This is a genomic window from Sphingomonas agri (assembly GCF_038148795.1).
GTDB classification, from domain to species: domain Bacteria; phylum Pseudomonadota; class Alphaproteobacteria; order Sphingomonadales; family Sphingomonadaceae; genus Sphingomicrobium; species Sphingomicrobium agri.
In genome coordinates this window covers 537,501-562,352 of the sequence record NZ_JBAPEU010000001.1, presented here as the reverse complement: position 1 = coordinate 562,352, position 24,852 = coordinate 537,501, and the positions used below count along the sequence as shown (strand labels likewise).

The 24,852-nt window shown below is 62.7% G+C and carries 23 protein-coding genes (1 of these 23 cut by a window edge); 8 read left to right on the top strand and 15 right to left on the bottom strand.

The window, feature by feature from the left end; all coding sequences use genetic code 11:
- Window positions 1-19 precede the first annotated feature (19 nt).
- The 3 genes from V8192_RS02860 (at window position 20) to V8192_RS02850 (ending at window position 4,167) form a co-directional block, all read left to right on the top strand.
- Window positions 20-3,271: an error-prone DNA polymerase gene (locus tag V8192_RS02860; protein WP_444529433.1), complete on the top strand. Its 3,252-nt coding sequence runs from the start codon at window positions 20-22 to the stop codon at window positions 3,269-3,271.
- A gap of 31 nt (window positions 3,272-3,302) precedes the next feature.
- Complete coding sequence (locus tag V8192_RS02855; protein WP_341631539.1) at window positions 3,303-3,707, top strand: DUF2147 domain-containing protein; 405 nt, start codon at window positions 3,303-3,305, stop codon at window positions 3,705-3,707.
- Between the two features lie 70 nt (window positions 3,708-3,777).
- On the top strand, window positions 3,778-4,167 hold the full coding sequence (locus V8192_RS02850; protein ID WP_341631538.1) for a DUF2147 domain-containing protein: 390 nt from the start codon (window positions 3,778-3,780) through the stop codon (window positions 4,165-4,167).
- On the opposite strand, the gene hutH is transcribed toward V8192_RS02850, so the two are convergent.
- From hutH to hutI, 4 genes are read right to left on the bottom strand one after another with little or no spacing between them, the layout of a single operon-like run.
- Window positions 4,160-5,665 carry a histidine ammonia-lyase gene (gene hutH / locus V8192_RS02845; RefSeq protein ID WP_341631537.1) on the bottom strand — a complete coding sequence of 502 codons (1,506 nt, stop codon included), beginning with the start codon at window positions 5,663-5,665 and terminating at the stop codon, window positions 4,160-4,162. The genes V8192_RS02850 and hutH overlap by 8 nt on opposite strands.
- Window positions 5,662-7,326 carry a urocanate hydratase gene (gene hutU, locus V8192_RS02840; protein WP_341631536.1) on the bottom strand — a complete coding sequence of 555 codons (1,665 nt, stop codon included), beginning with the start codon at window positions 7,324-7,326 and terminating at the stop codon, window positions 5,662-5,664. Before hutU ends, hutH begins: the two co-directional genes overlap by 4 nt.
- A gap of 10 nt (window positions 7,327-7,336) precedes the next feature.
- The gene (locus V8192_RS02835) at window positions 7,337-7,945 is read right to left on the bottom strand and encodes a Pr6Pr family membrane protein (RefSeq protein ID WP_341631535.1); all 609 of its coding nucleotides are present in this window, start codon (window positions 7,943-7,945) and stop codon (window positions 7,337-7,339) included.
- Window positions 7,938-9,149, bottom strand: coding sequence for an imidazolonepropionase (gene hutI, locus V8192_RS02830; protein ID WP_341631534.1), 1,212 nt, complete (start codon window positions 9,147-9,149; stop codon window positions 7,938-7,940). The genes V8192_RS02835 and hutI overlap by 8 nt, the downstream gene beginning before the upstream one ends.
- A gap of 40 nt (window positions 9,150-9,189) precedes the next feature.
- Here hutI and V8192_RS02825 point away from each other — a divergent pair, with 40 nt between their 5' ends.
- Window positions 9,190-10,077, top strand: coding sequence for an arginase family protein (locus tag V8192_RS02825; RefSeq protein WP_341631533.1), 888 nt, complete (start codon window positions 9,190-9,192; stop codon window positions 10,075-10,077).
- Here the strand turns inward: V8192_RS02825 and V8192_RS14625 are convergent.
- The 6 genes from V8192_RS14625 to V8192_RS02795 all read right to left on the bottom strand — a co-directional run bounded on the left by V8192_RS14625 (window position 10,010) and on the right by V8192_RS02795 (window position 13,863).
- The gene (locus V8192_RS14625) at window positions 10,010-10,312 is read right to left on the bottom strand and encodes a PRC-barrel domain-containing protein (RefSeq protein WP_373276308.1); all 303 of its coding nucleotides are present in this window, start codon (window positions 10,310-10,312) and stop codon (window positions 10,010-10,012) included. The genes V8192_RS02825 and V8192_RS14625 overlap by 68 nt on opposite strands.
- Window positions 10,312-10,665: a hypothetical protein gene (locus tag V8192_RS02815; protein ID WP_341631532.1), complete on the bottom strand. Its 354-nt coding sequence runs from the start codon at window positions 10,663-10,665 to the stop codon at window positions 10,312-10,314. The genes V8192_RS14625 and V8192_RS02815 overlap by 1 nt, the downstream gene beginning before the upstream one ends.
- Window positions 10,662-11,897, bottom strand: coding sequence for an NRAMP family divalent metal transporter (locus tag V8192_RS02810; protein WP_341631531.1), 1,236 nt, complete (start codon window positions 11,895-11,897; stop codon window positions 10,662-10,664). Before V8192_RS02810 ends, V8192_RS02815 begins: the two co-directional genes overlap by 4 nt.
- On the bottom strand, window positions 11,884-12,117 hold the full coding sequence (locus V8192_RS02805; RefSeq protein ID WP_341631530.1) for a hypothetical protein: 234 nt from the start codon (window positions 12,115-12,117) through the stop codon (window positions 11,884-11,886). The genes V8192_RS02810 and V8192_RS02805 overlap by 14 nt, the downstream gene beginning before the upstream one ends.
- A gap of 142 nt (window positions 12,118-12,259) precedes the next feature.
- The gene (locus V8192_RS02800; protein WP_341631529.1) at window positions 12,260-12,844 is read right to left on the bottom strand and encodes an alpha-ketoglutarate-dependent dioxygenase AlkB; all 585 of its coding nucleotides are present in this window, start codon (window positions 12,842-12,844) and stop codon (window positions 12,260-12,262) included.
- On the bottom strand, window positions 12,841-13,863 hold the full coding sequence (locus tag V8192_RS02795; protein ID WP_341631528.1) for an ATP-dependent DNA ligase: 1,023 nt from the start codon (window positions 13,861-13,863) through the stop codon (window positions 12,841-12,843). The genes V8192_RS02800 and V8192_RS02795 overlap by 4 nt, the downstream gene beginning before the upstream one ends.
- Before the next feature lie 74 nt (window positions 13,864-13,937).
- Here V8192_RS02795 and V8192_RS02790 point away from each other — a divergent pair, with 74 nt between their 5' ends.
- Window positions 13,938-15,179, top strand: coding sequence for an ammonium transporter (locus V8192_RS02790; RefSeq protein ID WP_341631527.1), 1,242 nt, complete (start codon window positions 13,938-13,940; stop codon window positions 15,177-15,179).
- 33 nt (window positions 15,180-15,212) lie between these two features.
- Here V8192_RS02790 and V8192_RS14620 read toward each other — a convergent pair whose 3' ends face one another.
- Window positions 15,213-15,599: a VIT1/CCC1 transporter family protein gene (locus V8192_RS14620; protein WP_373276326.1), complete on the bottom strand. Its 387-nt coding sequence runs from the start codon at window positions 15,597-15,599 to the stop codon at window positions 15,213-15,215.
- Window positions 15,600-15,827: 228 nt separating this feature from the next.
- Here V8192_RS14620 and V8192_RS02785 point away from each other — a divergent pair, with 228 nt between their 5' ends.
- A complete protein-coding gene (locus tag V8192_RS02785) occupies window positions 15,828-17,021 on the top strand; it encodes a CDP-glycerol glycerophosphotransferase family protein (protein ID WP_341631526.1) in 1,194 nt (397 codons plus the stop codon).
- A gap of 40 nt (window positions 17,022-17,061) precedes the next feature.
- Complete coding sequence (gene asnB / locus V8192_RS02780; protein ID WP_341631525.1) at window positions 17,062-18,966, top strand: asparagine synthase (glutamine-hydrolyzing); 1,905 nt, start codon at window positions 17,062-17,064, stop codon at window positions 18,964-18,966.
- Here asnB and V8192_RS02775 read toward each other — a convergent pair.
- The 4 genes from V8192_RS02775 to V8192_RS02760 all read right to left on the bottom strand — a co-directional run bounded on the left by V8192_RS02775 (window position 18,963) and on the right by V8192_RS02760 (window position 23,705).
- Window positions 18,963-20,075: a glycosyltransferase gene (locus V8192_RS02775; protein WP_341631524.1), complete on the bottom strand. Its 1,113-nt coding sequence runs from the start codon at window positions 20,073-20,075 to the stop codon at window positions 18,963-18,965. The two genes, asnB and V8192_RS02775, sit on opposite strands and share 4 nt — an antisense overlap.
- 55 nt (window positions 20,076-20,130) lie before the next feature.
- A complete protein-coding gene (locus V8192_RS02770) occupies window positions 20,131-21,249 on the bottom strand; it encodes a glycosyltransferase (RefSeq protein ID WP_341631523.1) in 1,119 nt (372 codons plus the stop codon).
- A 103-nt stretch (window positions 21,250-21,352) separates the two neighbouring features.
- Window positions 21,353-22,312, bottom strand: coding sequence for a glycosyltransferase family 92 protein (locus V8192_RS02765; protein ID WP_341631522.1), 960 nt, complete (start codon window positions 22,310-22,312; stop codon window positions 21,353-21,355).
- Window positions 22,313-22,400: 88 nt separating this feature from the next.
- The gene (locus V8192_RS02760; RefSeq protein WP_341631521.1) at window positions 22,401-23,705 is read right to left on the bottom strand and encodes a lipopolysaccharide biosynthesis protein; all 1,305 of its coding nucleotides are present in this window, start codon (window positions 23,703-23,705) and stop codon (window positions 22,401-22,403) included.
- A 183-nt stretch (window positions 23,706-23,888) separates the two neighbouring features.
- On the opposite strand from V8192_RS02760, the gene V8192_RS02755 reads away from it, so the two are divergent.
- Window positions 23,889-24,852, top strand: the 5' portion of a protein-coding gene (locus V8192_RS02755) for a glycosyltransferase (RefSeq protein WP_341631520.1). 65 nt of this gene lie beyond the right edge of the window; the window shows 964 of its 1,029 coding nt (coding positions 1-964); the start codon lies at window positions 23,889-23,891; its stop codon lies off the right edge, out of view.

The window sequence follows — 24,852 nt, the reverse complement described above, 5'->3', positions numbered from 1 at the left end:
ACTGGTGCGCGGTGATGATATGGCGCCCCCGCCCGCCACGACTTCGTCATATGTGGAGCTCGGTGTCACCTCGCCTTTTTCGTTTCTTCGAGGCGCATCGGATGCGATCGAGCTGACGCTGGCCGCGCTTGAACTTGGCTATGACGCGATCGGCATTGCCGACCGTAACACCCTTGCTGGCGTAGTTCGGATGAATAGCGCGTGCGAAGTCGCGGGATTGAAGCCGCTGATCGGGTGCCGGCTCGACCTCATCGATGCACCCAGCCTGCTTGCCTACCCGATTGACCGCGAAGGCTATGGCCGGCTGTCGCGCCTGCTGAGCCTTGGCAAGATGCGAGCCGACAAGGGCCGGTGCGAGCTGAGCCTCGCCGAGGTTGTCCTGCACCAAGAAGGCATCGCCTTCATTGGCTGGCCGCCTCCCGATCTCGATGCCTTTGAACGCGAGTTGCCGAGGCTTTGCGATGCCTTGACGTCACTTCGCCATGTTGCCGCATCATGGCTCTACCAGAGGGGCGATGCCGCTCGCATCGAGCAGCTCGACCGGCTGGCGCGAAAGCACGGCTGCACGATCCTTGCCACCAATGACGTTCATTACCACGCACCGGACCGCCGTCCGCTGCAGGACGTCGTCACCTGCATCCGTGAGAAGGTGACGATCGCGAGCGCCGGCTATCTTCTCAATGCCAATGCCGAGCGACACCTGAAATCGCCGGCCGAGATGATCCGTCTTTTCGAGCGTTGGCCGCACGCAATTGCAGCGACCCGGGAATTTGCAGACGGGCTGAACTTCAGCCTCAACGAGCTTCGCTACGAATATCCACGGGAAACGGTGCCCGATGGAAGAACACCGCAGCAGCATCTAGCTTATCTCACCTGGAGGGGCGCGGAGGAGCGATGGCCTGCGGGCATTCCCGAGAAGGTGCTCAAGCAGCTCCAGCACGAGCTAGCGCTCATCGAGAAGCTCGATTTCGCCCGCTATTTCCTGACTGTCCACGACATCGTGGCATTCGCCCGGGGACTGGACCCGCCGATCCTCTGCCAGGGGCGCGGTTCGGCGGCCAACAGCGCCGTTTGCTACTGCCTCGGGATCACGGGGGTCGACCCGTCGACCAGCGAGCTCCTGTTTGAACGCTTCATCTCCGAGGAGCGTAAGGAGCCACCCGACATCGACGTCGATTTCGAACATGAGCGGCGCGAGGAGGTCATCCAGCACATTTACGAGAAATATGGTCGCGATCGTGCTGGTATCGCCGCCACTGTCATTCATTATCGCCCGCGCTCGGCGATCCGCGAGGTCGGAAAGGTCATGGGGCTTTCCGAAGACGTATGCAGCGCGCTCGCATCAACCATCTGGGGCAGCATGGACCCCGAGCTTGAAGACGCACGGGCGAACGATGCCGGTCTCGATCTTTCCGATCCGCTCTTGAGGCGCACGATGAAGCTTGCCGAGCAGCTGGTGGGCATGCCGCGTCACCTGTCCCAGCATGTCGGCGGTTTTATCCTGACCGAGCGGCCGCTGACCGAGACGGTGCCCATCGGCAACGGAGCGATGGACGACCGCACCTTCATCGAATGGGACAAGGACGATATCGACGAACTCGGCATCCTCAAGATCGACGTGCTCGCACTCGGCATGCTGACCTGCATTCGCAAATGCTTCGACCTCGTGCGCAAGCACCGCGGGGAAAGCTGGACCCTCGCCACGATCCCGCAGGAGGTGCCGGAAGTCTACGACATGCTCTGCCGCGGGGATTCGCTCGGGGTGTTCCAGGTTGAAAGCCGTGCACAGATGAACATGCTCCCGCGCCTGAGGCCCCGCTGCTTCTACGATCTCGTGATCGAGGTCGCGATCGTGAGGCCTGGGCCAATTCAGGGCGACATGGTCCATCCCTATTTGAAGCGGCGCGGCGGCAAGGAACCGGTTACTTTCCCCTGCCCCTATCCCGAGCACGGTCCACCGGACGAACTCGAGCGGATCCTGGGCCGAACCATGGGCGTCCCGATCTTCCAGGAACAGGCGATGAAAATTGCCATCGATGCGGCAAAATTCACGCCCGCCGAAGCAAACCAGCTGAGGAAGGCCATGGCGACCTTCCGTTCCCGGGGAAAAATCGAACCGCTCGAGGCGATGATGGTCGGACGCATGGTCGAACGCGGCTACGATCGCGATTTTGCGCAGCGCTGCTTTGACCAGATCAAGGGCTTCGGGGAATATGGATTTCCCGAAAGCCATGCAGCGAGCTTCGCGCATCTCGTTTACGTGTCGAGTTGGCTAAGGTGGCGTTACCCAGCAGCATTCGCCTGTGCGCTCCTCAATTCACAACCGATGGGCTTTTATGCGCCGGCGCAGATCGTCCGCGACGCGCGCGAGCATGAAGTCGAGGTGCGCGAGGTCGACGTGAACGCGAGCGACTGGGACTGCACGCTTGAAAGCACTTCTGCCGGCGACAGCTCGGAGGCCCTTCGCCTGGGGCTGCGTCAGATCGACGGATTGCAGCGCGAACCTGCAGTTCGGTTGGTCGCCGGTCGCCCCTACCGGACGATCGACGAGTTGCGCACGCGCGGCACCGTGCCAGTGCATGCAATCCAGCGCCTTGCCGCTGCCGATGCATTCCGGTCGATGGGGCTCGATCGCCGCAAGGCGCTATGGGATTCGCGTGGATTGAAGCTCGCGCCAGACCTGCCGCTGTTCACTTATGCCGAGGCTCGGGACGAAGGCGCGGAACAGCAGCCGGCCCGGCTTCCGCCCATGCCGCTGTCCGAGCATGTCGTAAATGATTACCAGACCATCCGTCTCAGCCTCAAGGCGCACCCGATGCACTTCCTTCGCGCTCATTATACGCAGGAGAAGTTCATCGCCGCGGAAAAACTGGCATTCATCAGGGACGGAAAGCGCCTGTCGATCGCCGGCCTGGTGCTGATCCGCCAACGCCCTGGCAGCGCCAAGGGCGTGGTGTTCATCACCATCGAAGACGAGACGGGCATCGCCAATCTCGTTGTCTGGCCCGACGTGTTCGAGAAACAGCGCAAGATCGTCATGGGTGCCCGGTTGATGGCAGTGCACGGCATCGTTCAGCGTGATCCGGACAGCAATGTCATTCACGTCGTTGCACGCCGGCTTGAGGACCATAGTTCCCTGCTCCGCCGTCTCGGCGACGAAGCCATGCCCTCGACCCTCAGCCAAGGCGATGCCGCGGGAAGCTGGCGCGCGCCGGCCGCCCGGCACCCGCGCGACGTGGAGATCATCCCAAAAAGCCGCGATTTCCACTGAGTCTCCAATATATGGCAGTAGGAGCGGATCCATGAGCGCACTTCTACTTGCCGCAACGCTCGCCGCGCAGGTGCCCTCGACCTCGATCGAAGGCCTCTGGCGCAGTCCCGGCGGAAGCAGCATCATTTCCATCGCCTCGTGCGGGACTACGATTTTTTGCGGCACCGTCGCATGGGCAAGCGCGAAGGCGCAGAGGGATGCCGCCAAAACGACGGCCCAGCTGGCGGGAACTCAGCTCCTGACGAACGTCCGGCAGGATTCCAAAGGCCGCTGGCACGGCAAACTATTCATCCCCGACAAGAACATGCGGGTAACCGCAAAGCTCCAGCCGATCAGCCCGGGACAGCTGAGGGTTTCCGGCTGCGCCGCGGGCAAATCGCTTTGCAAATCCGCCCTGTGGACGCGGTTCGACGGACCGTTACCGACTTCGGACTAGCCGTCTTGCGTTCATCCACGGGCAAGCTCAGCGTTCCATTTTGGCCACAAAACCGGGCTAACCAGCCCGGATGAAACGCATTCTCACAAGCGCAGCTTTTGTCTTGGTCGCGATCGGCAGCGCCGCGAGTGCTTCGGCACAGGCACCGCTCGAGGGTCACTGGGCGAACCCGCACCATAGCGTGATCGTCAACGTAACCCGATGCGGCGATGCCTTCTGCGGGACCGTGAGCTGGGCAACGGCGAAGAACCGCGAACGCGGAACGACGCCCGGCACACGCGTTCTTAGCGACCTGCGGCCTGCCGGCGACGGGGTTTACAAGGGGAGCGCGTTTGAGCCCAAGCGCAGTATCTCGGGCTCTGCCACGGTCCGCCAGGTCAGTCCCAACGTCATGATGGTGAAGGGCTGCGCAGTCCTCGGGCTCCTGTGCAAGGAACAGCGCTGGACACGGGTCAGCTGAGGCCCACGCCTTCGACGCCGAAATTCCCCGACAGGACCGCGCTCTGAAGCGCGCTCATCTCGTCCGCCCAGTATCGGTCCGCCGTAAAGTGAGGCGAAAGCTCGCGGACCTTCATATGCACACCCTGGAGCTTCGGTGAGGTTTTGAGCGGTGCATGGTAGTCGATGCCCTCGGCCGCGGCCATCAGCTCGACCGCGATCACGCCGGCAGCATTGCGGGCAATCTGCGCCGCCTTGCGCGCGGCAATCGGCGCCATGGAGACATGATCTTCCTGTCCGGCCGACGTCGGGATCGAATCCACGCTCGCCGGGAAGGCCAGGCTCTTATTCTCGCTGACCAGGGCCGCGGCCGTGACCTGGGGAATCATGAGGCCCGAGTTCACACCGGAATCCTGCGTCAGGAACGCCGGTAATCCGCTCATCTTCGGATCGACGAGGACACTGACCCGACGTTCAGAGATGGAGCCCACCTCGCAAAGCACCATGGCGATTGAGTCCGCTGCAAAGGCGACCGGCTCGGCATGGAAATTGCCGCCGGAAATGGCGCTGTCCTCGTCCGCGAAGACGATCGGATTGTCTGTCACCGCAGCAGCCTCGATCGTTAGCGTCCGAGCGGCATTCTGGAGCCAGTCCAAAGCAGCTCCCATGACCTGCGGCTGGCATCGGAAGCTATACGGATCCTGCACCCGGCTGCACTGGATGTGGCTTGTAAGGATCTCGCTGCCCGCGAGCAGATCCTCGATTGCAGCGGCGACGCGGATCTGGCCCGGTTGCCCCCGAAGGGCGGAAACGCGTGCGTCGAACGGCTTGGCGGAGCCCTTCAAGGCGTCGACGGAGAGCGCTCCGGCAGCAATCGCTGCAGCAAATACGCGCTCGCCCTGAAATAGCGCCTCGAGGCCGAGCGCCGTGCTCGCCTGCGTTCCGTTAATGAGCGCGAGGCCTTCCTTCGGACCAAGCTTGAGAGGTTCGAGCGCCAGGCGCTCGAGAGCTGCGGCGGCACCTATGATCTCGCCTGCAACATCGATCCGGCCAAAGCCCATGAGGGCTGAAATAAGGTGCGCTAGCGGAGCAAGGTCGCCGCTCGCGCCTACGCTCCCCTGAGCCGGGATGAGCGGCATTGCGTCGGCATCGAGTAGGCGCTGCAGCGCTTCGATGACCAGCGGCCGGACACCGGAATGGCCTCGGCCAAGTCCAAGCAGCTTGAGGACGATCATCAGGCGCGTGACATGGCGCGGCAGCGGATCGCCAAGGCCGGCGCTGTGCGAAAGAATGAGATTGGTCTGGAGCTCGGCAAGCCGGTCATCAGGAATGCGCGTATTGGCGAGCATTCCAAATCCCGTGTTCACGCCGTAGACGGTCTTGCCCCCGGTAACGATGCGCTCCACCGCGGCGGCGGACGATACGACCCTCTCCATCGCGGAAGCATCGAGGCTGACCTCCTCACCCGCCCAGATTTGACGCAGAGTCCCAAGATCGATGCTTTCGGGATTGAGCCTCACGAGTTCACCATCGGCAGGTCGAGACCCTGCTCGCGCGCGCAGTCAAGCGCGGTGGCGTAGCCAGCGTCGGCATGGCGCATGACGCCCGTTGCGGGGTCGTTCCAGAGAACCCGCTCCAGCCGGCGGGCCGCATCGTCGGTGCCATCGGCGACGATCACCATTCCAGCGTGCTGCGAATAGCCCATGCCGACGCCGCCACCGTGGTGAAGCGAAACCCAGGTCGCGCCCGAAGCCGTGTTGAGGAGAGCGTTAAGAAGCGGCCAGTCAGACACGACGTCACTTGCATCTCTCATGCTTTCGGTTTCCCGGTTGGGAGAGGCGACGGAGCCGCTGTCGAGATGGTCACGCCCGATGACGATGGGTGCCGAAACCTCGCCGTTCCTCACCATTTCATTGAAGGCGAGGCCGAGGCGGTGGCGCTGGCCCAGGCCAACCCAGCATATCCGTGCCGGCAAACCCTGGAACGCGATCCTCTCGCGTGCCATGTCCAGCCAGCGATGAAGGTGCTCGTCATCGGGTATGAGCTCCTTCACGCGCCGATCGGTCCGGTAAATGTCGTCGGGATCGCCCGAGAGCGCAGCCCACCGGAAGGGGCCTATGCCGCGGCAGAACAAGGGACGGACATAGGCGGGAACAAAACCCGGAAAGTCGAAGGCGTGGGCAACACCCACGTCCTTGGCTTCCTGCCGGATGTTGTTGCCATAGTCGAAGGTCGGGACCCCCATGTCCTTGTAGGCGAGCATCGCCTCCACATGGCGGGCGATCGAGAGGCGCGCTGCCGCAGCGACGGCGGCTGGATCCCGTTCGCGCATCTCCTGCCACTTGGCGACGCTCCAGCCCGCCGGACAATAGCCGTTCGCAGGGTCGTGAGCACTGGTCTGGTCGGTGAGCGCGTCGGGTCGGATGCCGCGCTGTAGCATTTCCGGCAGGATCTCGGCAGCATTTCCAAGAAGACCCACGCTGGTCGGCTCGCCCGCGCTGCCGATGATCTCCAGAGCCTCGTCGATGCTCGTCGCGCGGCGGTCGAGATAGCGGGTCTCGAGCCGCTTCTCGATCCGGCTTTCCTGAATTTCGATCGCAATGCAGTGCGCGCCTGCCATGACCGCAGCGAGCGGCTGAGCACCGCCCATCCCGCCAAGACCCGCAGTCAAGATCCAGCGTCCCGTGAGGTCACCGCCATAATGCTGCCGGCCCATTTCGGCGAAGGTCTCGTACGTGCCTTGGACGATGCCTTGCGTGCCGATGTAGATCCAGCTGCCGGCGGTCATCTGGCCGTACATCATCAGGCCCTTGCGATCGAGCTCGTTGAAGCACTCCCAGGTCGCCCATCTGGGAACGATGTTCGAGTTGGCGATGAGGACCCGGGGTGCGTCCGCATGGGTGCGAAAGACGCCGACCGGCTTTCCGGACTGGACGAGGAGGGTCTGGTCTGCCTCCAGGCGTTCCAATGTCTCGACGATCTTGTCGAAACATTCCCAGTTGCGCGCGGCGCGGCCGATCCCGCCATAGACGACCAGGCTCTGAGGATCCTCGGCAACCTCGTCGTCAAGGTTGTTCATGAGCATGCGGACCGCCGCTTCGGTGGTCCATTGCCTGGCCTTGATCTCGCTTCCGCGGCGGGCGCGGATGTGGCGGCTATTGTCGCGTCGATTGGCGTTCATCCCGGCCGCTCTAGCGCCTGCCCGCGCTCGGCCCAAGCGGCCGCCAGCTATCCACCCACACGAGCGCGAATCCCGCCAGAATGAAGGCAAGAGCGATACCCCCGGCATTGAGCGCAACCTGCAGCCAACCGAGCTTCGCGACGTCGATGAACGGATAAGGATAGCGATGATCGAACTGGCCGCGGGCAATCACGTAGGCGAAATAGACAATCGGGTAGATGCTCCACCAGACGGGCGCACTCCACTGGAGCCGGGCGCGCGGCGAGAAGAGCAGCCACCATAGCGCCATGAGGATGGGTGAGACCTTGTGCAGGAGGAAGTCGGCAACGAGCGCCGAGCCCCTCAAGTGGTGAAGGCCCTGAAGCAGGAAGGCATAGACGACGCCCACGAGGATGAGTGCGAGCGTCAATCCTCCCAGCACTCCGGGCGACGGCCGGCGTCCGATCGCGGCGCCTGTCATCGCGGCGGCGACCAGAAGGTTGGTCGTGACGGTGAAGAAACGGCCCAGCACCCACAGGGTGCCGCCGATGTCGTGAATGCTTGAATAGCTCGCCGCAAACTGGACCGCGAGTCCGGCCCAGCAAACGATCGCGACCAGCGCCGCCGCAACGTTACGCATCCCGACCCCCGAACAGACGCCGTTCAGGGCCTGGCAGGCCGATCCAATAACCAAGTTCCGCGAGCGTCTCGATGCGCCATACGCACAGGTCCGCCTGCTTGCCCGCAGCGACGCTTCCGATCGCATGGGCAAGCCCGAGTGCGCGTGCAGCGTTGACTGTCATGCCTGCGAGCGCCTCTTCAGGAGTGAGCCCGAAAAGAGTGCAAGCCATGTTCATTGCAAGCGTTGGCGAGAGCAAAGGCGAGGTGCCCGGGTTGCAGTCGGTAGCGACCGCGATCGGAACCTTGTGCTTGCGAAGCAGCGCGACCGGGGGCTTCTTCTTCTCTTGAAGGGCGTAATAAGCGCCCGGCAGAAGGACCGCGATCGTTCCCGCCGAGGCCATCGCCCTCGCTCCCGCTTCGTCGAGATGCTCAAGATGGTCCGCCGAAAGGGCCCGGTACTCGGCAGCAAGAGCAGCTCCGTGCTGGTTCGACAATTGCTCGGCATGAAGGCGGACACGAAGGCCGTGGTGCGCCGCGGATTTAAAGAGGCGTTCAACCTCGTCTCTCGTGAAGGCGATCGTCTCGCAAAAGGCATCGATGCTGCTTGCGAGACCCTCGGCGGCCGCAGCTGGAATGAGCTTGTCGATGATCTCGCTGACATAGTGGGCGCGCCGGTCCTTCTGGTCGGCGGGCAGAGCATGAAGGGCAAGCAAGGTCGGAACGATCCGAACGTCGTCGCCCCCGGCGAGGCGAGCTGCAATCTTCAGCAGCCTGAGTTCGCTTCCGGTATCGAGCCCATAGCCGGACTTGACCTCGACGGTGGTGCAGCCGCCTCCCATCAGGGCATGGAGCCGCAGGCGGCTCTGTTCGAGAAGGTCCTCGTCCGATGCGCCAGTAGTCCGCCTCACGGTCGAGGCAATGCCACCGCCCGCCTCGGCGATCTGCTGGTAGGTTGCGCCAGCCCGCCGCATCGCATGCTCGTCCGCGCGGGTTCCGCCAAATATGAGGTGGGTGTGGCAATCGACGAGGCCCGGAGTAACCCAGGCGCCGCCAAGAGCGACAACTTCCCGTGCACGAAATCCGGCAAGTTCGGTCCGCTTGCCAACGCGCAGGATCTTGCCGTCGGCTATTGCAATGGCGCCATTTTCAACGATGCCGAGCGGGTTGCCCGGCGCTTCCTCCAAGGTCGCAATGTTGCAATCGACGAGAAGCCGGTCCCACATGAGACTGCCCTTAGGCGAGCGCTGCTGTTAGGGTCCAGTCATGAGCAGCTGGCCCAATCTTTCGGAGCTCGTCGTGGCGCCCGATGCCAAGGCGCTGGTCGGGATGGTCGGAGTCCCGCTCGCGGCCGGCTCGGTAACGGCGGGGAACTGCGACCAGGCGCCGGCTCTCCTAAGGCAGACCCTTCGCCGCATCGGCCGCTATGACGTCGAAACGCGCCGTGAGCTTTCAACCCGGATTGCCGATGGCGGAGATGTCGAGCTCGCCGGGATGTCGATCGAGGAAGCAAGCGATCCCATCAACAATGCAGTCCGGCAGAGCAGTTCGCTCTATCAGCTGACGTTGCTGGTCGGCGGGAACAACGCGATCACGCGCCCGGCAGTCCTGGGCCTCGGGCTTCCGCTCGACAAGGTCGGCCTCATCACTCTCGATGCCCATTTCGACATGCGCGAAACAGATGAAGGGCTCAGCAACGGCAATCCCGTGCGGGCGCTGATCGAGGATGGACTTCCCGGCAGGAACATAGCCCAGCTCGGGCTCGCCAGCTTCGCCAATTCGCGCAAGATGCACGAGGACGCCATCTCGGCCGGCAATCTCGTCGTCACGATCGGCGAGGTGCGGCGGCTTGGAATCTGGCTCGCGATCGACCGCGCTCTCGAGCAGGTCAGCCAATGCGAGGCGATCGTCGTCGATTGCGATATCGACGTCATCGACCGCTCTCAGTTTCCGGCGGCACCCGGCGCGAGGCCCGGCGGCATGCCAGTCAGCGACTTCTTTTATGCTGTCCGCCGCCTTGCCTCCGATCGCCGCGTACGAGTGATCGACCTCACTGAATGGGATCCACCGCTCGATGGCACCGATCTTAGCGCTTTGACCGCTGCGCGCTGGGTCGCCGAGTGCCTTGCGGGCTTCGAGATGCGCGAGGCTTGAGGGTCCGCCGCGGCGGATCGGGAGTAACGACGATCTCGTCGCGACCGATCTTGCGGACGCACTCCCAGGGAATGCGGCGGCCTTTCTTCTTCGCGGTGAGCATTTCGATCAAAGCACCGGGGCCGGCCACGATCGCCGTGATCCGGCAACCTTCGCAATGCACTTCGTGCACCCGTCCGAGGGTCTCGCCGTCGAGCGTTCTCACCCTTGATCCGCGCAGGCTGGAGAGCCGCATTACATTGCACCCACGCGCGGGATCCAGACGCGCGCCCTGTCCTCGGCGACGTGCAGCCCCAGCCCCTCGGCCCTCGACTTGAGTTTCACGACGGCACCGATCTCGATGATCTGACTTGTCGGAACCCGAGTAATTCGCTCGCCGCCGATCTTGCGCGTGATCCAGCACAACCAACGCGGCATTCGGCCCGAGTAGGCTCCGGGACCGACGAGCAGCGCCTTGAACCGCATTTGCTTGCCGGCGACGCCTTCCAGCTCAATGTCATCGACGATGCCGCACCAGCGTTCATCCTTGTCGATGATCGGGAGATCCAGAAGCTGGCTCACGAGCTTGATCGGGTCCTCGACGTTCATGCCTGTCCTCCCGACGTCACCAAGTAGAGCGGAACTGCAGCAATGGCTGCTGCTGTGACGACCAGGAGGAACAGCCAGCCCAAGGTCTTTGCGAGCCACTTGTTCGCATACTGGCCCATGTAGCTCTTGTCGTTCGCAAGCAGCATCAGCGGCAGATAGGTAAGGGGCAGGACGACGATCGAGAACAGGACCGCAAATTCCACGAGCCGCATCACGTCAACGCCCGTGAGGACAATGATGAGGGCGAGCACAAGGACGACGATCCAGGCAATGGTGAAGCGCGGCGCTTCCCACGGTTTCTTGTGCCGGCCCCATTCCCAGCCGAAGAATTGCGCCACTGCATAAGCATTGCTCATGCATGTTTCGACTGCTGCGCCGGCAACAGCGAACAACATGCCAAGGAGTGCAAAGATCAGTCCCAGACGACCAAGCGGGATTGCTGCTTGGATAGCCGTCGTTCCCGGGACCTGCGGACCCACAAGCACGGGCCCGAAAAGCTGCGTCGAGCTCGCCAGGATCGACAGCGCGAGAAGTGAACCCAGGCCGAACCCCACCGTGCAGGTAATCCTGTTGGTCAGCAAGTCTTTCGCGCCCCACTGCTCCTCAATGCCGCCCGAAGAATAGAAATAGGATTCGTAGGGAAACAGAACGGCGCTGAGGATCGCGACGGTGAAATAGGCGAAGGTCAACAGCTCTCTCGAGCTGAGCCCGCGTGGAACCTGCGGCACCAGCCCGGCTGCGACCTTCGCCCAGGGCGGATGGATAGCGACCAATCCGACCGCGAACGTGATCATGAGGAGGCCCAGCATGCCATAGGTGCGTTCGATCCACTTGAACGGCAGCACCCACATCGATGCGAACAGTGCAACTGTGCTCACTATCGCCATCAGCAGATAAGGCGCGCCAGTCAGATAATGCAGAATGAGCCCCATGCCGCCCACCTCCGCGGCGCAGGTGACGAGCGTGCTGAGGAGCGATCCAATCAACGTGACAAGGCCAAGATTGAGCCCCAGACGATGGCGTATCAGGTTGAATACCGGTTGCTTGGCAATGGCAGCGACGCGCCCAGCCATCTCGCCGAAGACGCCCATCCCAATGGTCCCCAGCAGGAAGACCCACATCAAAGCATAGCCGAAAAGTGAACCCGCCTGGGCCGCGAACACCAGTTCGCTGATATCGACGAAACCGCCGACGGCGGTCATGATCCCGAGCGTCAGTTCAAGCGGATTCAAGGCTTCGCTCGATCTGTTTTAACTTCGCGGCGTGGGCCCGAAGTTGATCCGGCGAAGCGCCGTCCGGAAGCGCGAGCAGCGCATCGATTTCATGGCCATAGGGTGAATCCCGCTGGGTCAGCGACGAGGCCGCGGCCTTGAGCTGCTCGCGGAAGCTGCGGCGCATTGTTTCGATGTAGGCCGTGGTCAGCCTTCCTTGAGCGGCCTGCTCGTTGACCAACGCCCATTCGGCCCCGAGCGATCGTGCTGCGGCAATGGAAGGCAGGTCGGCCGCAGCCCCCTTGGAGCATGCACATAAGAAGAGGACCAACAGCAATGCCCAGCGCATGAGCGCAAAACTGCCCCGGACGTGGCCCGTTCCGTCAATGCTGCAGAGCCGCCAACCGACGTCCTTTGGCCGACAGGGTTCGGAATGTAATCGAGAACCGGAGCTCATCGCCGGGCGTGATCCTGTGCTCCCAATCCCACCGCGCTTCGCCGGACAAGAGATAAGCCGAGCGAGGCTCGACCTCGATACTCGCGCGGCGGAACCCGCCGTTTCTCCTTTGCCGAAACCGAAGCCTGGCCGGCGTGTTCAGCGAGATCCCAACCACATCCTCGAACACGTCCCGGTCGCGGTGCCATCCGATTCCGGCTCCCGGGTCATAACGGGCGACGAGGACATGGGCGAACGCGTCGGAAGGAAGATCCGCAAATGCCGCCGCACGCTGACGCAGGGGATGCAGCCACTCAGGGGCGGGCAGGGCCGGCGAGAAGCTCGCATCCTCAAAATCGTAACGCCAGCCAAAGCTCCGTGTCTTGCGGTTGCCAAGCCAGCCGTGGAACCGGAACGGCGTCAGGTCGACCTCGTCCAGATGCTGCAGCAGTCTTAGCTCATCTTCTTTGCCAATGAGCTCGGCCTCGTATTTCAGGCCTGCGATTACGGGTGCGTCGAACAAGGAGCTCATCGAGCGAACAATTCCCGAAGCTCCGACGGCTTCAGCTCGGGCGCCAGCTGGTCGAACGTGCATTGTTGCGGATCCTTGTCTGGCCGCCAGCGCAGGAAGCCCGTGCCGTGGCGGAACCGCCCGGCCGTAACCTGATCGTAGCGGACCTCGACGACGAGCACGGGTCGCAGAGGCTTCCAGGCCATCGACCGCTCGGTATTCCAGCGGCTCGGGCCTCCCGGCGCGCTCCCGGTGAAGCCGGGGGGCTCGATCAGCCTCTCGAGATCCTTGGTCAGCTTGGGGCGTTCGCCCGCGGGAATGGCCGACGTAAAACCGACATGGTTCAGCCGGCCGTCCTCGTCATAGAGACCGAGGAGAAGGGAACCCACTTCCTTCTTCTTTTCCGCATATCGAAACCCGCCGACGACACAGTCGGCCGTTCGCTGCTGCTTGACCTTGATCATCGCCCGTTCGCCCGACCGGTATTCAAGGTCCGCACGCTTGGCGATGACCCCGTCGAGCGCGCCGCCGCTGCGCTCCAGCCAGCCAAGGGCAACCCTGCGGTCGCAGGTCATTGGCGAGAGCTGCAGCGCGCGGGCCGAGTTCTTCCTGAAGAATCGCTCCAGCCGCTCGCGCCTTTTCGAGAGCGGGAGCCCGGCAAGCGAATTGCCGTCGAGCTCCAGCAGGTCGAAGGCCATGATCTCGGCCGGCGTTTCGGCGGCGAGCTTCCTGACGCGGCTCTCGGCAGGATGCAGCCGGAGCTGCAACGCCTCGAACGATAGTGCATCGCCAGCAGGAATGATCAGTTCGCCATCGAGCAGGAATTGCTTCGAACTCAGGGTGCGAAGCATGTCGACCACTTCCGGAAAGTAGCGCGCAAGTGGCTTGCCGGACTTGGAGGTTAGCGTGACCTCGTCATTGTCGCGTCGCGCAAGGCAGCGAAAGCCATCCCACTTGGGCTCGAATTGCCAGCCGCCGCCATCTGGCAGCTCGGCGGCAAGCAAGGCCTCCATGGGTGCAGGAACCTGGGATCTCGTCATTGCGGCGTGAACGATTCACATGGCTCACCGGTCCAACGCCGTTAGCTTGGGGCTCCAGGAAGCGGGGCGTTGTCATGCAGCAGCTCACGATCGACAGCGGCGACACTGCGTGGATGCTCGTGTCCACTGCTCTCGTCATCTTGATGATCCTGCCTGGTCTCGCGCTATTTTATGGCGGCCTAGTCCGCGCCAAGAACCTGCTGTCGGTCATGAGCCAGGTGCTGGGTATCAGCGCAGTGGCGATCCTTGCTTGGCTGATGTGGAACTACAGCCTCGCCTTCAGCCAAGGCGGCCGGGTGATCGGCGGCCTTTCGAAGGCGGGGTTTGCCGGCCTCTCGGAGACGAGCGCGTGGCCGGTCGCCTCGAGCGGCAAGGCAATCCCCGAGCTTGTCTTCGCTGCCTTCCAGATGAGCTTTGCTGCAATTACGGGCGGCCTCGTGATCGGTGCGCTCGTCGAGCGGGTGCGCTTTTCGGCGATCATGCTCTTTTCGTTCCTGTGGCAGACAATCGTCTACGCCCCGATCGCGCACATGGTCTGGTCGGCCGACGGGCTCATGTTCCGGTTTGGTGCAATGGACTTTGCGGGCGGCACCGTGGTGCACGTCAATTCGGGCGTGGCAGGACTGGTCGGTGTTGCGTTCGCCGGGAAGCGGATCGGGCACCTGAGGGAAGCCATGCCACCCCATTCCCTCGCGCTGACAATGGTCGGGGCGGGGCTGCTGTGGGTGGGCTGGTTCGGGTTCAACGCGGGTTCGGCGCTCGAGGCGAATGGCCTCGCCGCCCTTGCAATGGTCAACACGCTGGTCGCACCCGCAGCGGGACTACTCGCCTGGATGGCCGCCGAACGCCTGGTCTCGGGCAAGCCGTCCATGCTCGGCGGAGCCTCGGGAGCCGTTGCGGGGCTGGTCGCAGTCACTCCTGCAGCAGGCTCAAGCGGGCCCATCGGCGCGATGCTGCTCGGCGCGGTCGCAAGTCTTGCCTGTTACGGGTTCGTGAGATTCGTGAAGAACCGTTTGGAGCTCGACGACAGCCTCGACGTATTCGGGATCCACGGCCTCGGCGGTATCATCGGATCCATCGGAACCGCGTTCGTCGCACTGCCCTTGCTCGGCGGTCACGCGAACCTCGATTACAGGCTCGGCCACCAGCTTCTTGCTCAGGCCGCTGCAGTCGGGCTCGCCGGAACCTGGTCGGCGGCCGGCTCGGCCCTGTGTTTTTCGCTGGTAAGGCTGGTGATGCCACTAAGGCACCCGCGAGACGCCGAACGCGAAGGCCTCGACATCGCGGATCACGGTGAGCGCGCGTACAATTTCTAGCTACGATAAAAGCCCCCGCGGGCGGCTTCCTGGCTAATTGCGGGTCGGATCTCCTCGATGCCCGTAGCTCGAATCCGAACCGGAGGTTAGCCGAGGCCGCTCTCCCGCAGGTGAAGGGGCAAATTGTGACATTATTTTAAGATAAGGCCGATCCTGGTGGGGTGGGCAACCTCCGCAGGGCGGGGCAATCATCAAGCCGAAATCTTGAACAGGCCCAACCAGCGTCGTCACGAGCACAGCAAAGCCGCCGAGCAGCAGCACGCGAAGAGCGCCGCGATCCAACGGCGCTCCACCAGTGTAAGCTCCCAGAGTGCCAAGCATGACAAGCGCGAGCAGAGAAACGCCGATCATCGCATAGAGAACCGAATGCTCTGGTACCTTAGGGACAAGCGGCGCTTCACCTTTCTCGTCGAGCGCCAGCGTCTGACTGGGATCTCGACAGCTTCACGCTCAATTGACATCGGCAAGACCTAGGGTACGACGAGCGCTCATAACGCCGGTACGCCGGCATTGATGTGCATCTCCTGGAAATTCGCAAGAGCGCACTGAGCTTCGATCGGCGGCCGGATTACCGAGTTGTAAGTCGGCTGCCGCACCTGCCTCGTGTTAGAGGTCCTGCCTAACTTAGACGGGAGTTCTGAGCCCAGCGTGCGGATCGGGTTCCTCTTCAATCACGACCACGTCCACCAGGTCCGACACAGCCTTCCGATCGCGATCGAGCTGGCTCGCCGAGGGCGATGCGGAAGCGTTGTCGCGCTCACCGGCAGCGCACGGATCACGGCCGAGGTCAGAAAGATCTTGCGCGAGCAGCAGTCCGACGTCGAGGTCGAAGAACTCAGCCTGCGCTCCCGCACGGGCAAACTGTTCAACGCCGGCCTGAACTGGCTTATCCCCGCCCACAAGCTCGCGCTGTACCGCGACAATCTGGACGTTTTCAGATCGTTGGACGTGCTGGTCGTCACCGAGAAGACATCGACCGTACTTCGGAGCCGCTATGGTCTGAAGCATCTGAAACTCATCCACACGCGCCATGGCGCGGGTGACCGCGCGATCGGGTTCAATCGCGCCAGTTCGAGGTTCGACATGGTCCTCGTCGCCGGCGACGCGATCCGCAAGAGGCTGATCGAGGAGGCGGCGATCGAGGAGCACAGGATTGCCGTTGTTGGCTATCCCAAGTTCGACGTAGCGCCTGCAAGGGTCACACACGGTCCGTTTCCGGACAGCAAGCGACCTACAGTTCTCTATAATCCGCATGTGGCACCGCACCTCAGTTCGTGGTTTCGCCACGGCGAGGATGTTCTGCAGTTTTTCGCCCGGAATCAGGATTACAACCTGATTTTCGCTCCTCACGTGATGCTGTTCGAGCGGCCCGTAACGGTCACGATCAGCCCGCCGCGCCTTCACTGGCCGGGCTCGATTCCGGAGCGGATTCGGCGCGCTCCAAACATCCACATCGACCTCTCGAGCCCCGCCTGCACGGACATGACATACACCCAGGCCGCCGACATTTACCTCGGCGATGTCAGCAGTCAGGTTTACGAATTCCTCGTCGACCCGCGACCCTGCATTTTTCTCAATAGCCACCGACGGACGGATTACGAGGACGATCCGAACTTCGCGCACTGGGCGGCCGGCGACGTGATCGATGACGTGGCGGCGCTCGACGACGCATTGCGATCCGCGGTCGAGTGGCCCGACCGCCACAAGGCAGCGCAGCAGCGGCTGTTTGCCAGTCACATCGACCTGACGGAGGAGAAATCCTCTGCCCGGGGCGCCCGCACGATAGAACATTTCGTGATTGGTCTTGACGAAACACCTCCGGTCTCGCGTTTGGTCGCCTGACGCCGATCTTTTTGAGGCGAGACCAAGGACAAGACTGGTAATGTGCGGGATTGCAGGATGGTACCGGCGCGGAGGGCAGGCAGTCGACGCGGCGCTGGTGAAAGCGCAGTGTGACGCAATCCTTCACCGCGGCCCCGATGACTCCGGTATGTTCGTCGATGGCGACGTCGGTCTTGGCATGCGTCGCCTCAGCATCGTCGACGTCGCTGGCGGACATCAACCGATGCAGACGACCGACGGCCGATACACGATCGTCTACAATGGAGAAGTATATAACCATATGGCTCTGCGGGAGAGCCTCGGGGACAAGGCGCGCTTCAGGTCGCATAGCGACACCGAAACGGTCCTGGCCGCGTTTGAACGGTGGGGAAATTCCTGCTGGGCGAAGCTGGAGGGGATGTACGCGGCGGCGATCTGGGACCGCGACACCCGCGAGCTGACGCTGGCGCGTGATCCGCTCGGGATCAAGCCGCTCTACATTTCCCGGCAGCATGGCGGCATCGCCTTCGGCTCCGAGTTGAAGGCGCTGCTCGCATTACCCTCCCTCCGGTTCACCATCGACCCGCGATCCGTCCACGACTTCTTCAGTTTCGGGCATGTCCGGATGCCGCGCTCGATCTATCTGGAAGTGGAGAGCCTCAAACCAGGTCACTTCCTCACCATTGGCCCCAACGGCGATGGCCGTGCTCAACAATTCTGGAAGCCCAAGCTGTTGGCGCAGGAGGGGCTGTCCGCGGCGGATTGGACCAACGAATTTCGCACGATCCTGCAGGAAACGACGGCTCGTCACATGATGGCCGACGTCCCGGTGGGTGCGTTTCTCTCCGGTGGAATCGACTCTTCTGCTGTGCTTGCGGCGATGACACGATCCACAACCCAAAAAATCACGGCGTTCACCGTTGGCTACCCGGGCGCTGCGATCGACGAGAGCGAGGCCGCCCGCGAGATTGCAGCGCATCTCGGTTGCGAGCACGTCGTGTTGCCCCTGACGGCCAGCGACATGATCGCCGCGATTCCCGAAGTCGTCCGCTGCTTTGATGAGCCCTTTGCCGACATGGCCGCAATTCCGACCTGGTGGGCATCGCGTCTCGGCGCTCAGCATGTGAAAGTGGTACTGTGCGGAGAAGGGGGTGACGAACTTTTCGCCGGTTACAAGCGCCACAGGAATGCCGCGCTGATCGAGCGCTACCGATCGCTCGTCGGTGCCGCCGGTCGTGCAGGCGCGATCATTAGCGGCTTGAAATGGGGCGGCTCCCCGCGCGTGAACCTCTTGCGACAGCATGTAGCGCGGTTCTCGGAATTTGCGCGCCTTCCGGACGGGTATCAGCAGTTTTTCGCGGCAACCCAGATCAGTCGTCAAAGCGTCCGACATCGGGTCTACTCGCGGGAATTCGATCGGCAAAACGCCGGATTCGAAGATTTCGAATCTCTGGAGCAAGAGTATCTGTCGGCGGGCGGCGCGACCGCGACCGGGGCGCTGGACCAGTTTCTTCTCGCAGACCTCACCCTCAACATGCCGTCTCAGATGCTCACGCGCCTCGATCGTGCAAGCATGGCACACTCGCTGGAAGCGCGTGTTCCGCTTCTCTCGCACAAGCTCGTCGAATGGGCGCTCACTGTCCCGACTGCGATGAAGCTCAGAGGGTCGACAGGGAAAGCCCTCGTTCGCGATGCGATCGCGCAGTGGCTGCCCGCACATATCCTCAAACGCCCCAAGCAGGGCTTCCAGGTGCCCCATCGCGACTGGTTCAGGGACGAGCTCAATGACTTTGGCCGGGATACCTGGGAGAACAGCGGCGCCGCCTCGTCCGGGTATCTCGATCGCGCAGCAGTACGCCAAATGTTCGATGAGCATCGGCGCTCGGAGGCCGACCATAGCCGCATGCTGTACGCGGTGACCGTGTTCGCACTTTGGTGGGACGAGGCGCGACGCCCGCCAGCCTAACTCCCCGAGCTTGGCTTCATCAGCGGTCGCAGGACCTCGAGGTGCGCTGCGATCGATGCTTCGATGCCGTACTCCGCGGCCATCTCCTGCAAGCCTCGTGCAGGCCCGAGCGCAAGCGACGCGTCGATCGCGCGAGCGAGTGCGACGGGATCGCCGACAGGCGTAACGGCACAGAACGGCGAGGTTCCGAGCATCTCGCGCGCTCCGAAGAAGCAATCGGTGGTGACGACGGGCACATTGCAGGCAAGCGCCTCGATCACGGCGGCCGGCAGTCCCTCGTAATCCGACGAGAGCACGAAGAGATCGGCAGCGCGCAACGCAGGTCCGACATCATCGATGAAGCCGGGCATGTCGACGCGGCCAGCGACGCCAAGCGACCGCGCAAGCCTCTCAATCGAGGGACGCAGCGGCCCATCGCCCAATATCGTCAACCGGGCATCCGACCGGCTCAGTAGGGCAAACGCTTCGATCAGGACGTCCAGACGCTTCTGCGGCATCATGCGTGCCAGAGTAAGCAGGCGCGGACCGACTTTCGCAGAACGTTTGGGCTTGCCCGAACGAAGCTGATCGGCCGCGACATACGCATTTGGAACGGTAAAGAAACGGTTCGAAAACGCCGGATAGCGGCTCCGCAAATACCGGCGCTCGGCGTCCGTGAGCGTCAGTACGCGATCATGCTTCTCGAAGATGAAGCGATAAAGAGCGGTCCTGTACGCCTTTTGGATCGTGTGACGATCCCGCGGCCGGATGATGGGGTTGGTAAGCTTCATGGCGACGCCCACGCCGCTTCGGCGAAGGTCCCGGCATGCTACACCTGTGACAAGGCCCATGTTGCTACTGGTGGCAAGCACAAGCGATGGGCGAACGGAAGCGGCAAGCGAACGAATTGCGGACGCTCCACGGATGAGCTCGAGGTGCCGCGAGCCCAACGGCGCCCCAGCCGAATGGAGGCGCACCCCTGGATCGAGGAGGTCCGTAAGCGTCTGCTCTCCCTCGCCGCCGCTCCTCAAGAGCAAGAAATCGATGGGAATACCAGCGGCATGGAATCCGTTCGCAAGGAGCACGGCCACCCGGTCGGCCCCGCCCTGGCTCATCCGGTGCATGGTCATCAGAATGCCACCTGTCGGCAGGCTCAAGAGCCTACACTCCAGTCGGGGCGCGCACTCATCGGGCGGCTGACCCTTCGGCCATCGCTTCGAAGTGGCTGCGGATCCCATTCTCGATGGAATAATGCTCGGCAATGGCCCGGAGCGTTGAAGGTCTGGGGCGGCGAAGCTGGGCGTCGATTTGCGCTGCTAGGACGGCGGGCGCCGTATCCTCGATGATCGCGCAGCCATCAGCGCCTTCGATGATGGCGCGCGCGGCTGGAAAGCAGTCTGTAGTCAGGATGGGGCAGTTACTCGCCATCGCTTCCAGCAGAACGGCGGGCAGTCCCTCGTAGTCGGAAGTCAGAACGACCAGGTTCGCGGTGCGATAGGCCTCGGCCACGTTGTCACTGAACCCTGGCATTTGCACACGGTCCTGAAGCCCGAGCTGCCGAACCTGGGTTTCAAGGCGTTCGCGCTCTTCACCTTCGCCCAGAATGAGCAAGCGCGCCTTCTTGTCGCTGACCTTGGCAAACGCGGCGATCAGCCGCTCAAGCCGCTTCTGCGTCGTCAGCCGGCCTACGGCCAGGATTAATGGCGCGTCGCTCCTGGCAGCGTTTCCAGCGGGTTCGTCTCCGAACATTTCAGGCGTGACGTACGGATTGTAGACGGCGCGAAACAGGCCGCTGAACTCAGGGAAAGCAGCCCGCATCTCTTCACTTTCCGAGGGGCTCAGGGTCCAGACGCCGGCTGCCCTCGCGAAGGCCCGTCGGTACGACCACCGACGGACAGCCCTGACGAGCCCGCGGTGCCGCGAACTCGCGATCGGATTGGTGGTTTTGAGGAACAAGCGGGTGGATGTGAGGCCCGCATGGCGCACGGCCGCGGCGGTCACGACCGCAACATTGTTCGCCGCGGCGATGACGACGTCGGGGGCGGTCCGCTGAAGATGTTTGGCAAGCGCCCGAAATCCGGCAGCAAGGTCGAACGATCGCGGTCCCTTGAATTCACTGAGATAGATCAGCTTGACGTCCGGCCCGGCTAGCGGCGCGATTACGCCGTCGACCTCTCCGCGGCCCGTGAAAACGACGAGCTCCACGGCCGCGCCACGCTCGGCAAAGCCGCGGGCAAGATAGGCCGCAACCCGCGGGCTGCCGCCGCGGTCGAACTTGTGGAGTACGATGCTGATCGTCCGCATGCGTAGTGGCACTGTAGGCAAATCACAGATCCAGTTTCAGTCGAGCGGCCCACCGTAGCCGGGCACCTTTAATGGCCCTTGCGGGCGTTGACAGCCCAACTTGCTACGGCCCCGTCGCCGCCTCAGTCGAGGCCGGCTTCCCCGCACGCACTCTGGCGATGATCGCTCGAACCTGTTCGCCTCTCGACACCAGGATTGGATCATCAACCTCGTTCCGGTCGTGATAACGTGTGTAGGATCGGCGATCCCTAGCCCGCATCGTCTTGCGATCCTTGTATTTTGAGACGGACTCCGCTTGGGACCGCGTGACGTAATGGTTGATGCGAAGATTCTCCACGGAGACCTCGCGGATTGATGACTCCGTAAGACCGTAGGGCTCGAACGGTAGATACGGTAGCCATGACGCGGCATGCCGAAGCCACATGCGGCCCCGGGTGCTCCGAACCACCTGAATCGCACGGAAGTTCTCCGTTACGAGCGAGGCGCCTTCCTGAACCTTGAAGAGGTGAACGCTCTGGGCTTCTGTCGCGCGCGAAGGGTCGACGATAGTCTTGACGCGGCGATTGCGTGCCCAGTTGGCTTTCGCTCGCCGGGTATAATTCTCGATCGTGAGACCGATGGGCTGCGTCACGTGGCCCGAACTGCCGTAGCACTGCCAATTCACGATGATGCCGGCATGCGCTTCATACTGCTCAAGCGTCTCCGGCAATGATCGTCCGGACGGCGAGAAAAGATATTCGTCGACATCGATGAATGCCGCCCATCGCGTCCGTCCGCGGATTCGCTCAAGCGCATCGTTGTAAGCTTTGATCTGAGCGCCACTCTCGAACTTGATGGGCCAGTCGATCAGCTCGACGAACCCGGTTTCGATCCACGGCTGAAGGACGTCGCGCGAGATATCAGTGCTGGCATTATCGTAGAGCAGGACATGCTCGACGCCCTCCGACAGGCAGAAGGCCAGCCACTCCTCGAGGTAAGCGGCCTCGTTCTGAAACATGCAGACGACCGTCAGGTACCAGGGCGCGGGGCACTGCCCGGCTTGCGGCGTTTGCTCCGACTCCATCTCCCGGGCCTAATCGGGCCACCTTGGGTCGAACAACTTACAAATGCGCAACATCGTGTCGCACGCAGGTGAGCGCAGTCGATCCGGCCTAAGCCAGGGATTTGCTGAGGATCTGCCACGAGGACCGGGCGAACTGGGCAAAGGTGACCAGTGAGGCGCCCACGGTGGCCAGAGCGGCTCCGGTCGCGCCAAGCGGCGGGATAAGGCAGGCCAAGAGTATGAGATATGTCAGGGCACCCACCAAGCGGATACGCAGCACACGACCCGCACGGCCGTGCGCATTGTGAAAGGGCTCAAGCGCAAAGCCAGCGAGATCAACGGCAGCTGCGATCAGGAGAAGGACCAGATAGGAGCGCGCAAAGGCGAAATGCGGGCCGGCCACAACTCGCAGGATCTCCGGGGCTGCCGGGCCGGCAATCAAAACGGCGAGCGCTCCAAGACCGGCGGCTATGAAACAGACGCGTAGCAGAACATGGCGGAGCTTCAGGTGGTCGTTTTGCGCGACCAGGCGCGCAAATTCCGGATACAGCGCTCGGGTCACCGTCTCGATCGGGTTCGTAATTCCCTTGGCGAGGCGCTGCGCCAGTCGAAACCCGCCGGCTTCAATCGGCCCGGCCACAGCTCCGACAGCGAGAATTCCCAATTGCGATGAAGAACTTAGCGAGCTCGAAATATTGGTCTGAATTGCGAACTTCAGGATCCTGGGGTTTTCGCGCACGGCCCGTACGAATGGGCGCCGTCCGAACCGGAGCGGTTCGGCTTGAACTCGAAGCGCGGCGACCCATTGAGCGAGCGTCTGCACCACGGCAGCCAGAGCCCAGACGACGAGGAACGATACGAGGCTTGCGCCCATAAGCCAGGCTACCGCGGACCCGGCGACGCGAACGGCCGGGGAGATCGCATCGGTATACGCGATCAGATCGAAGCGATCGAACAGGCGAAGAATACCCGTTGGTGTTGCTCCTGTGGTAACGAGAAGCACTGCTGCGAAGATCTGCGCGTAATGCTGTTGGGAAAGATTCCAGTGCAGGAACGACGTGACCACCGGCGCAAGAAGGATCGCCGCGATCGCGCCCACGATGCCGCTCGTGAAATCGAGGGTGGCCGTCAAGCCGGTCAGCCGCCCCAGCCGCCCCGTCCTGTCGTTGGCCAGATGCAGCGCCCCATAGCGAATGATACTCTTGAACGACTGAAACTGAACGACATTCGCGATCAGCTGGCCATAGGTCAGCACGACTGTGAATTCGCCGAAGCCCTTCGGACCCAGCGAACGAGCCGCGATGGCGAGGTAGCCGATGCTTGCAACCGCAGCGAACCCTCTTGAGCCGAGGAGCCATCCGAGGTTCTTCGCGAGACGCGTGAAAATTCCGGTTTTTCTCAACCCACGTGTCACTCAGTCGATTGAACCTTCAGTGGCAGGCCTCTCCGCACGTCCGCGGATGGCCGCCGGTCATGATCACGAAGGGAAATTCCGCGCCGGCGCGATCTAGAATAGTAAGCTTTGGAATGATAGCCGTCCCCTCCGCACGAGCGCGCGGTTCTTCCGAAGAGATTCGGCCGGAAGAGACGCCGAAAAATGAGCCACCGAGCAATGACCAACCCGCCTGACCTGCTGCCCTGCACAATCGTGATCGAGTGGGAAAACGCCATCGACGTCGAGGACGAGTGGGCCGCTCGCGCAGTAGCCGGGCTTGAGCGCGAGCTGGAGAATACGGCGCCCCAAATGCGGGCCAGACCCGTCATCACCTATCTGTTCAACAAAGACGCCGTCGACGGCGAGATCATTCGGCGGACCATCATGAATGCAGCTCCAAAGCTGTTCGAGAATGCAAGGGTGGAGCTCGTGCCCACGAGTGGTCTTACATACTATGAGTTGAAGAACTTCGGCGCGTCGCGGGCGCAAACTGAGGTTTCCATTTTCCTCGACAGCGATGCCGCGCCGCAACCCGGCTGGCTTCGCAACATGTTGGAGCCATTCAACTCACCAGACGTCATGGCCGTCGGAGGAATCACTGTCCTCGCCGCCGTGGATTTCTTCTCGAGGGCCCTGGCGCTGATCTGGATCTTCGGCCTGTTCGACGAGCGTCATGAAACGGCTGCACGATGGGGAATCTACGCGAACAACACCGCCGTTCGCACGGAGTTTTTCAAAAGCCGACCGTTTCCGAAGTTGAACGCTTACAAATATTCGTGCGTTTTCTGGCTTCGCGGCATCCTTGCAGATAACCATCGCTATGTCCGGGTTGCCGACGCCGTGACGGTGCACGCACCCCATCCAAGCTACCGATTCTTCCTGTGGCGTGCATGGATCACCGGTCTGGATCGCGACTTTTACGTGTCGCATACGCATCAGTCATCGCGGCTCGGCCGGGTCGGGCGTGCGTTCGGCTTCTTCTTCTCGAGAACCGTCCGCGCTTGGTGGCGCATCCTTACCAAGCGAAAGAGCGTGCGCTTGCCGCTTTGGCAGGTCCCAGGTGCGATGGCTGTCGCGCTGGCTTATTCAGTGAGCCTTCTGGCCGGCCAGGTCTGGAGCGCGGTAT

What these genes read in the sequence shown, in the direction of transcription:
- V8192_RS02825 (WP_341631533.1), top strand. Translation starts at nt 9,190, where the DNA reads ATGAGCAGCTGGCCCAATCTTTCGGAGCTCGTCGTGGCGCCCGATGCC.
- V8192_RS02860 (WP_444529433.1), top strand. Translation starts at nt 20, where the DNA reads ATGGCGCCCCCGCCCGCCACGACTTCGTCATATGTGGAGCTCGGTGTC.
- V8192_RS02815 (WP_341631532.1), bottom strand. Translation starts at nt 10,665, where the DNA reads ATGAACGTCGAGGACCCGATCAAGCTCGTGAGCCAGCTTCTGGATCTC.
- V8192_RS02800 (WP_341631529.1), bottom strand. Translation starts at nt 12,844, where the DNA reads ATGAGCTCCTTGTTCGACGCACCCGTAATCGCAGGCCTGAAATACGAG.
- V8192_RS14625 (WP_373276308.1), bottom strand. Translation starts at nt 10,312, where the DNA reads ATGCGGCTCTCCAGCCTGCGCGGATCAAGGGTGAGAACGCTCGACGGC.
- V8192_RS02790 (WP_341631527.1), top strand. Translation starts at nt 13,938, where the DNA reads ATGCAGCAGCTCACGATCGACAGCGGCGACACTGCGTGGATGCTCGTG.
- V8192_RS02835 (WP_341631535.1), bottom strand. Translation starts at nt 7,945, where the DNA reads ATGCGTAACGTTGCGGCGGCGCTGGTCGCGATCGTTTGCTGGGCCGGA.
- hutU (WP_341631536.1), bottom strand. Translation starts at nt 7,326, where the DNA reads ATGAACGCCAATCGACGCGACAATAGCCGCCACATCCGCGCCCGCCGC.
- V8192_RS02765 (WP_341631522.1), bottom strand. Translation starts at nt 22,312, where the DNA reads ATGGAGTCGGAGCAAACGCCGCAAGCCGGGCAGTGCCCCGCGCCCTGG.
- V8192_RS02850 (WP_341631538.1), top strand. Translation starts at nt 3,778, where the DNA reads ATGAAACGCATTCTCACAAGCGCAGCTTTTGTCTTGGTCGCGATCGGC.
- V8192_RS02855 (WP_341631539.1), top strand. Translation starts at nt 3,303, where the DNA reads ATGAGCGCACTTCTACTTGCCGCAACGCTCGCCGCGCAGGTGCCCTCG.
- V8192_RS02770 (WP_341631523.1), bottom strand. Translation starts at nt 21,249, where the DNA reads ATGCGGACGATCAGCATCGTACTCCACAAGTTCGACCGCGGCGGCAGC.
- V8192_RS02775 (WP_341631524.1), bottom strand. Translation starts at nt 20,075, where the DNA reads ATGACCATGCACCGGATGAGCCAGGGCGGGGCCGACCGGGTGGCCGTG.
- hutI (WP_341631534.1), bottom strand. Translation starts at nt 9,149, where the DNA reads ATGTGGGACCGGCTTCTCGTCGATTGCAACATTGCGACCTTGGAGGAA.
- asnB (WP_341631525.1), top strand. Translation starts at nt 17,062, where the DNA reads ATGTGCGGGATTGCAGGATGGTACCGGCGCGGAGGGCAGGCAGTCGAC.
- V8192_RS02795 (WP_341631528.1), bottom strand. Translation starts at nt 13,863, where the DNA reads ATGACGAGATCCCAGGTTCCTGCACCCATGGAGGCCTTGCTTGCCGCC.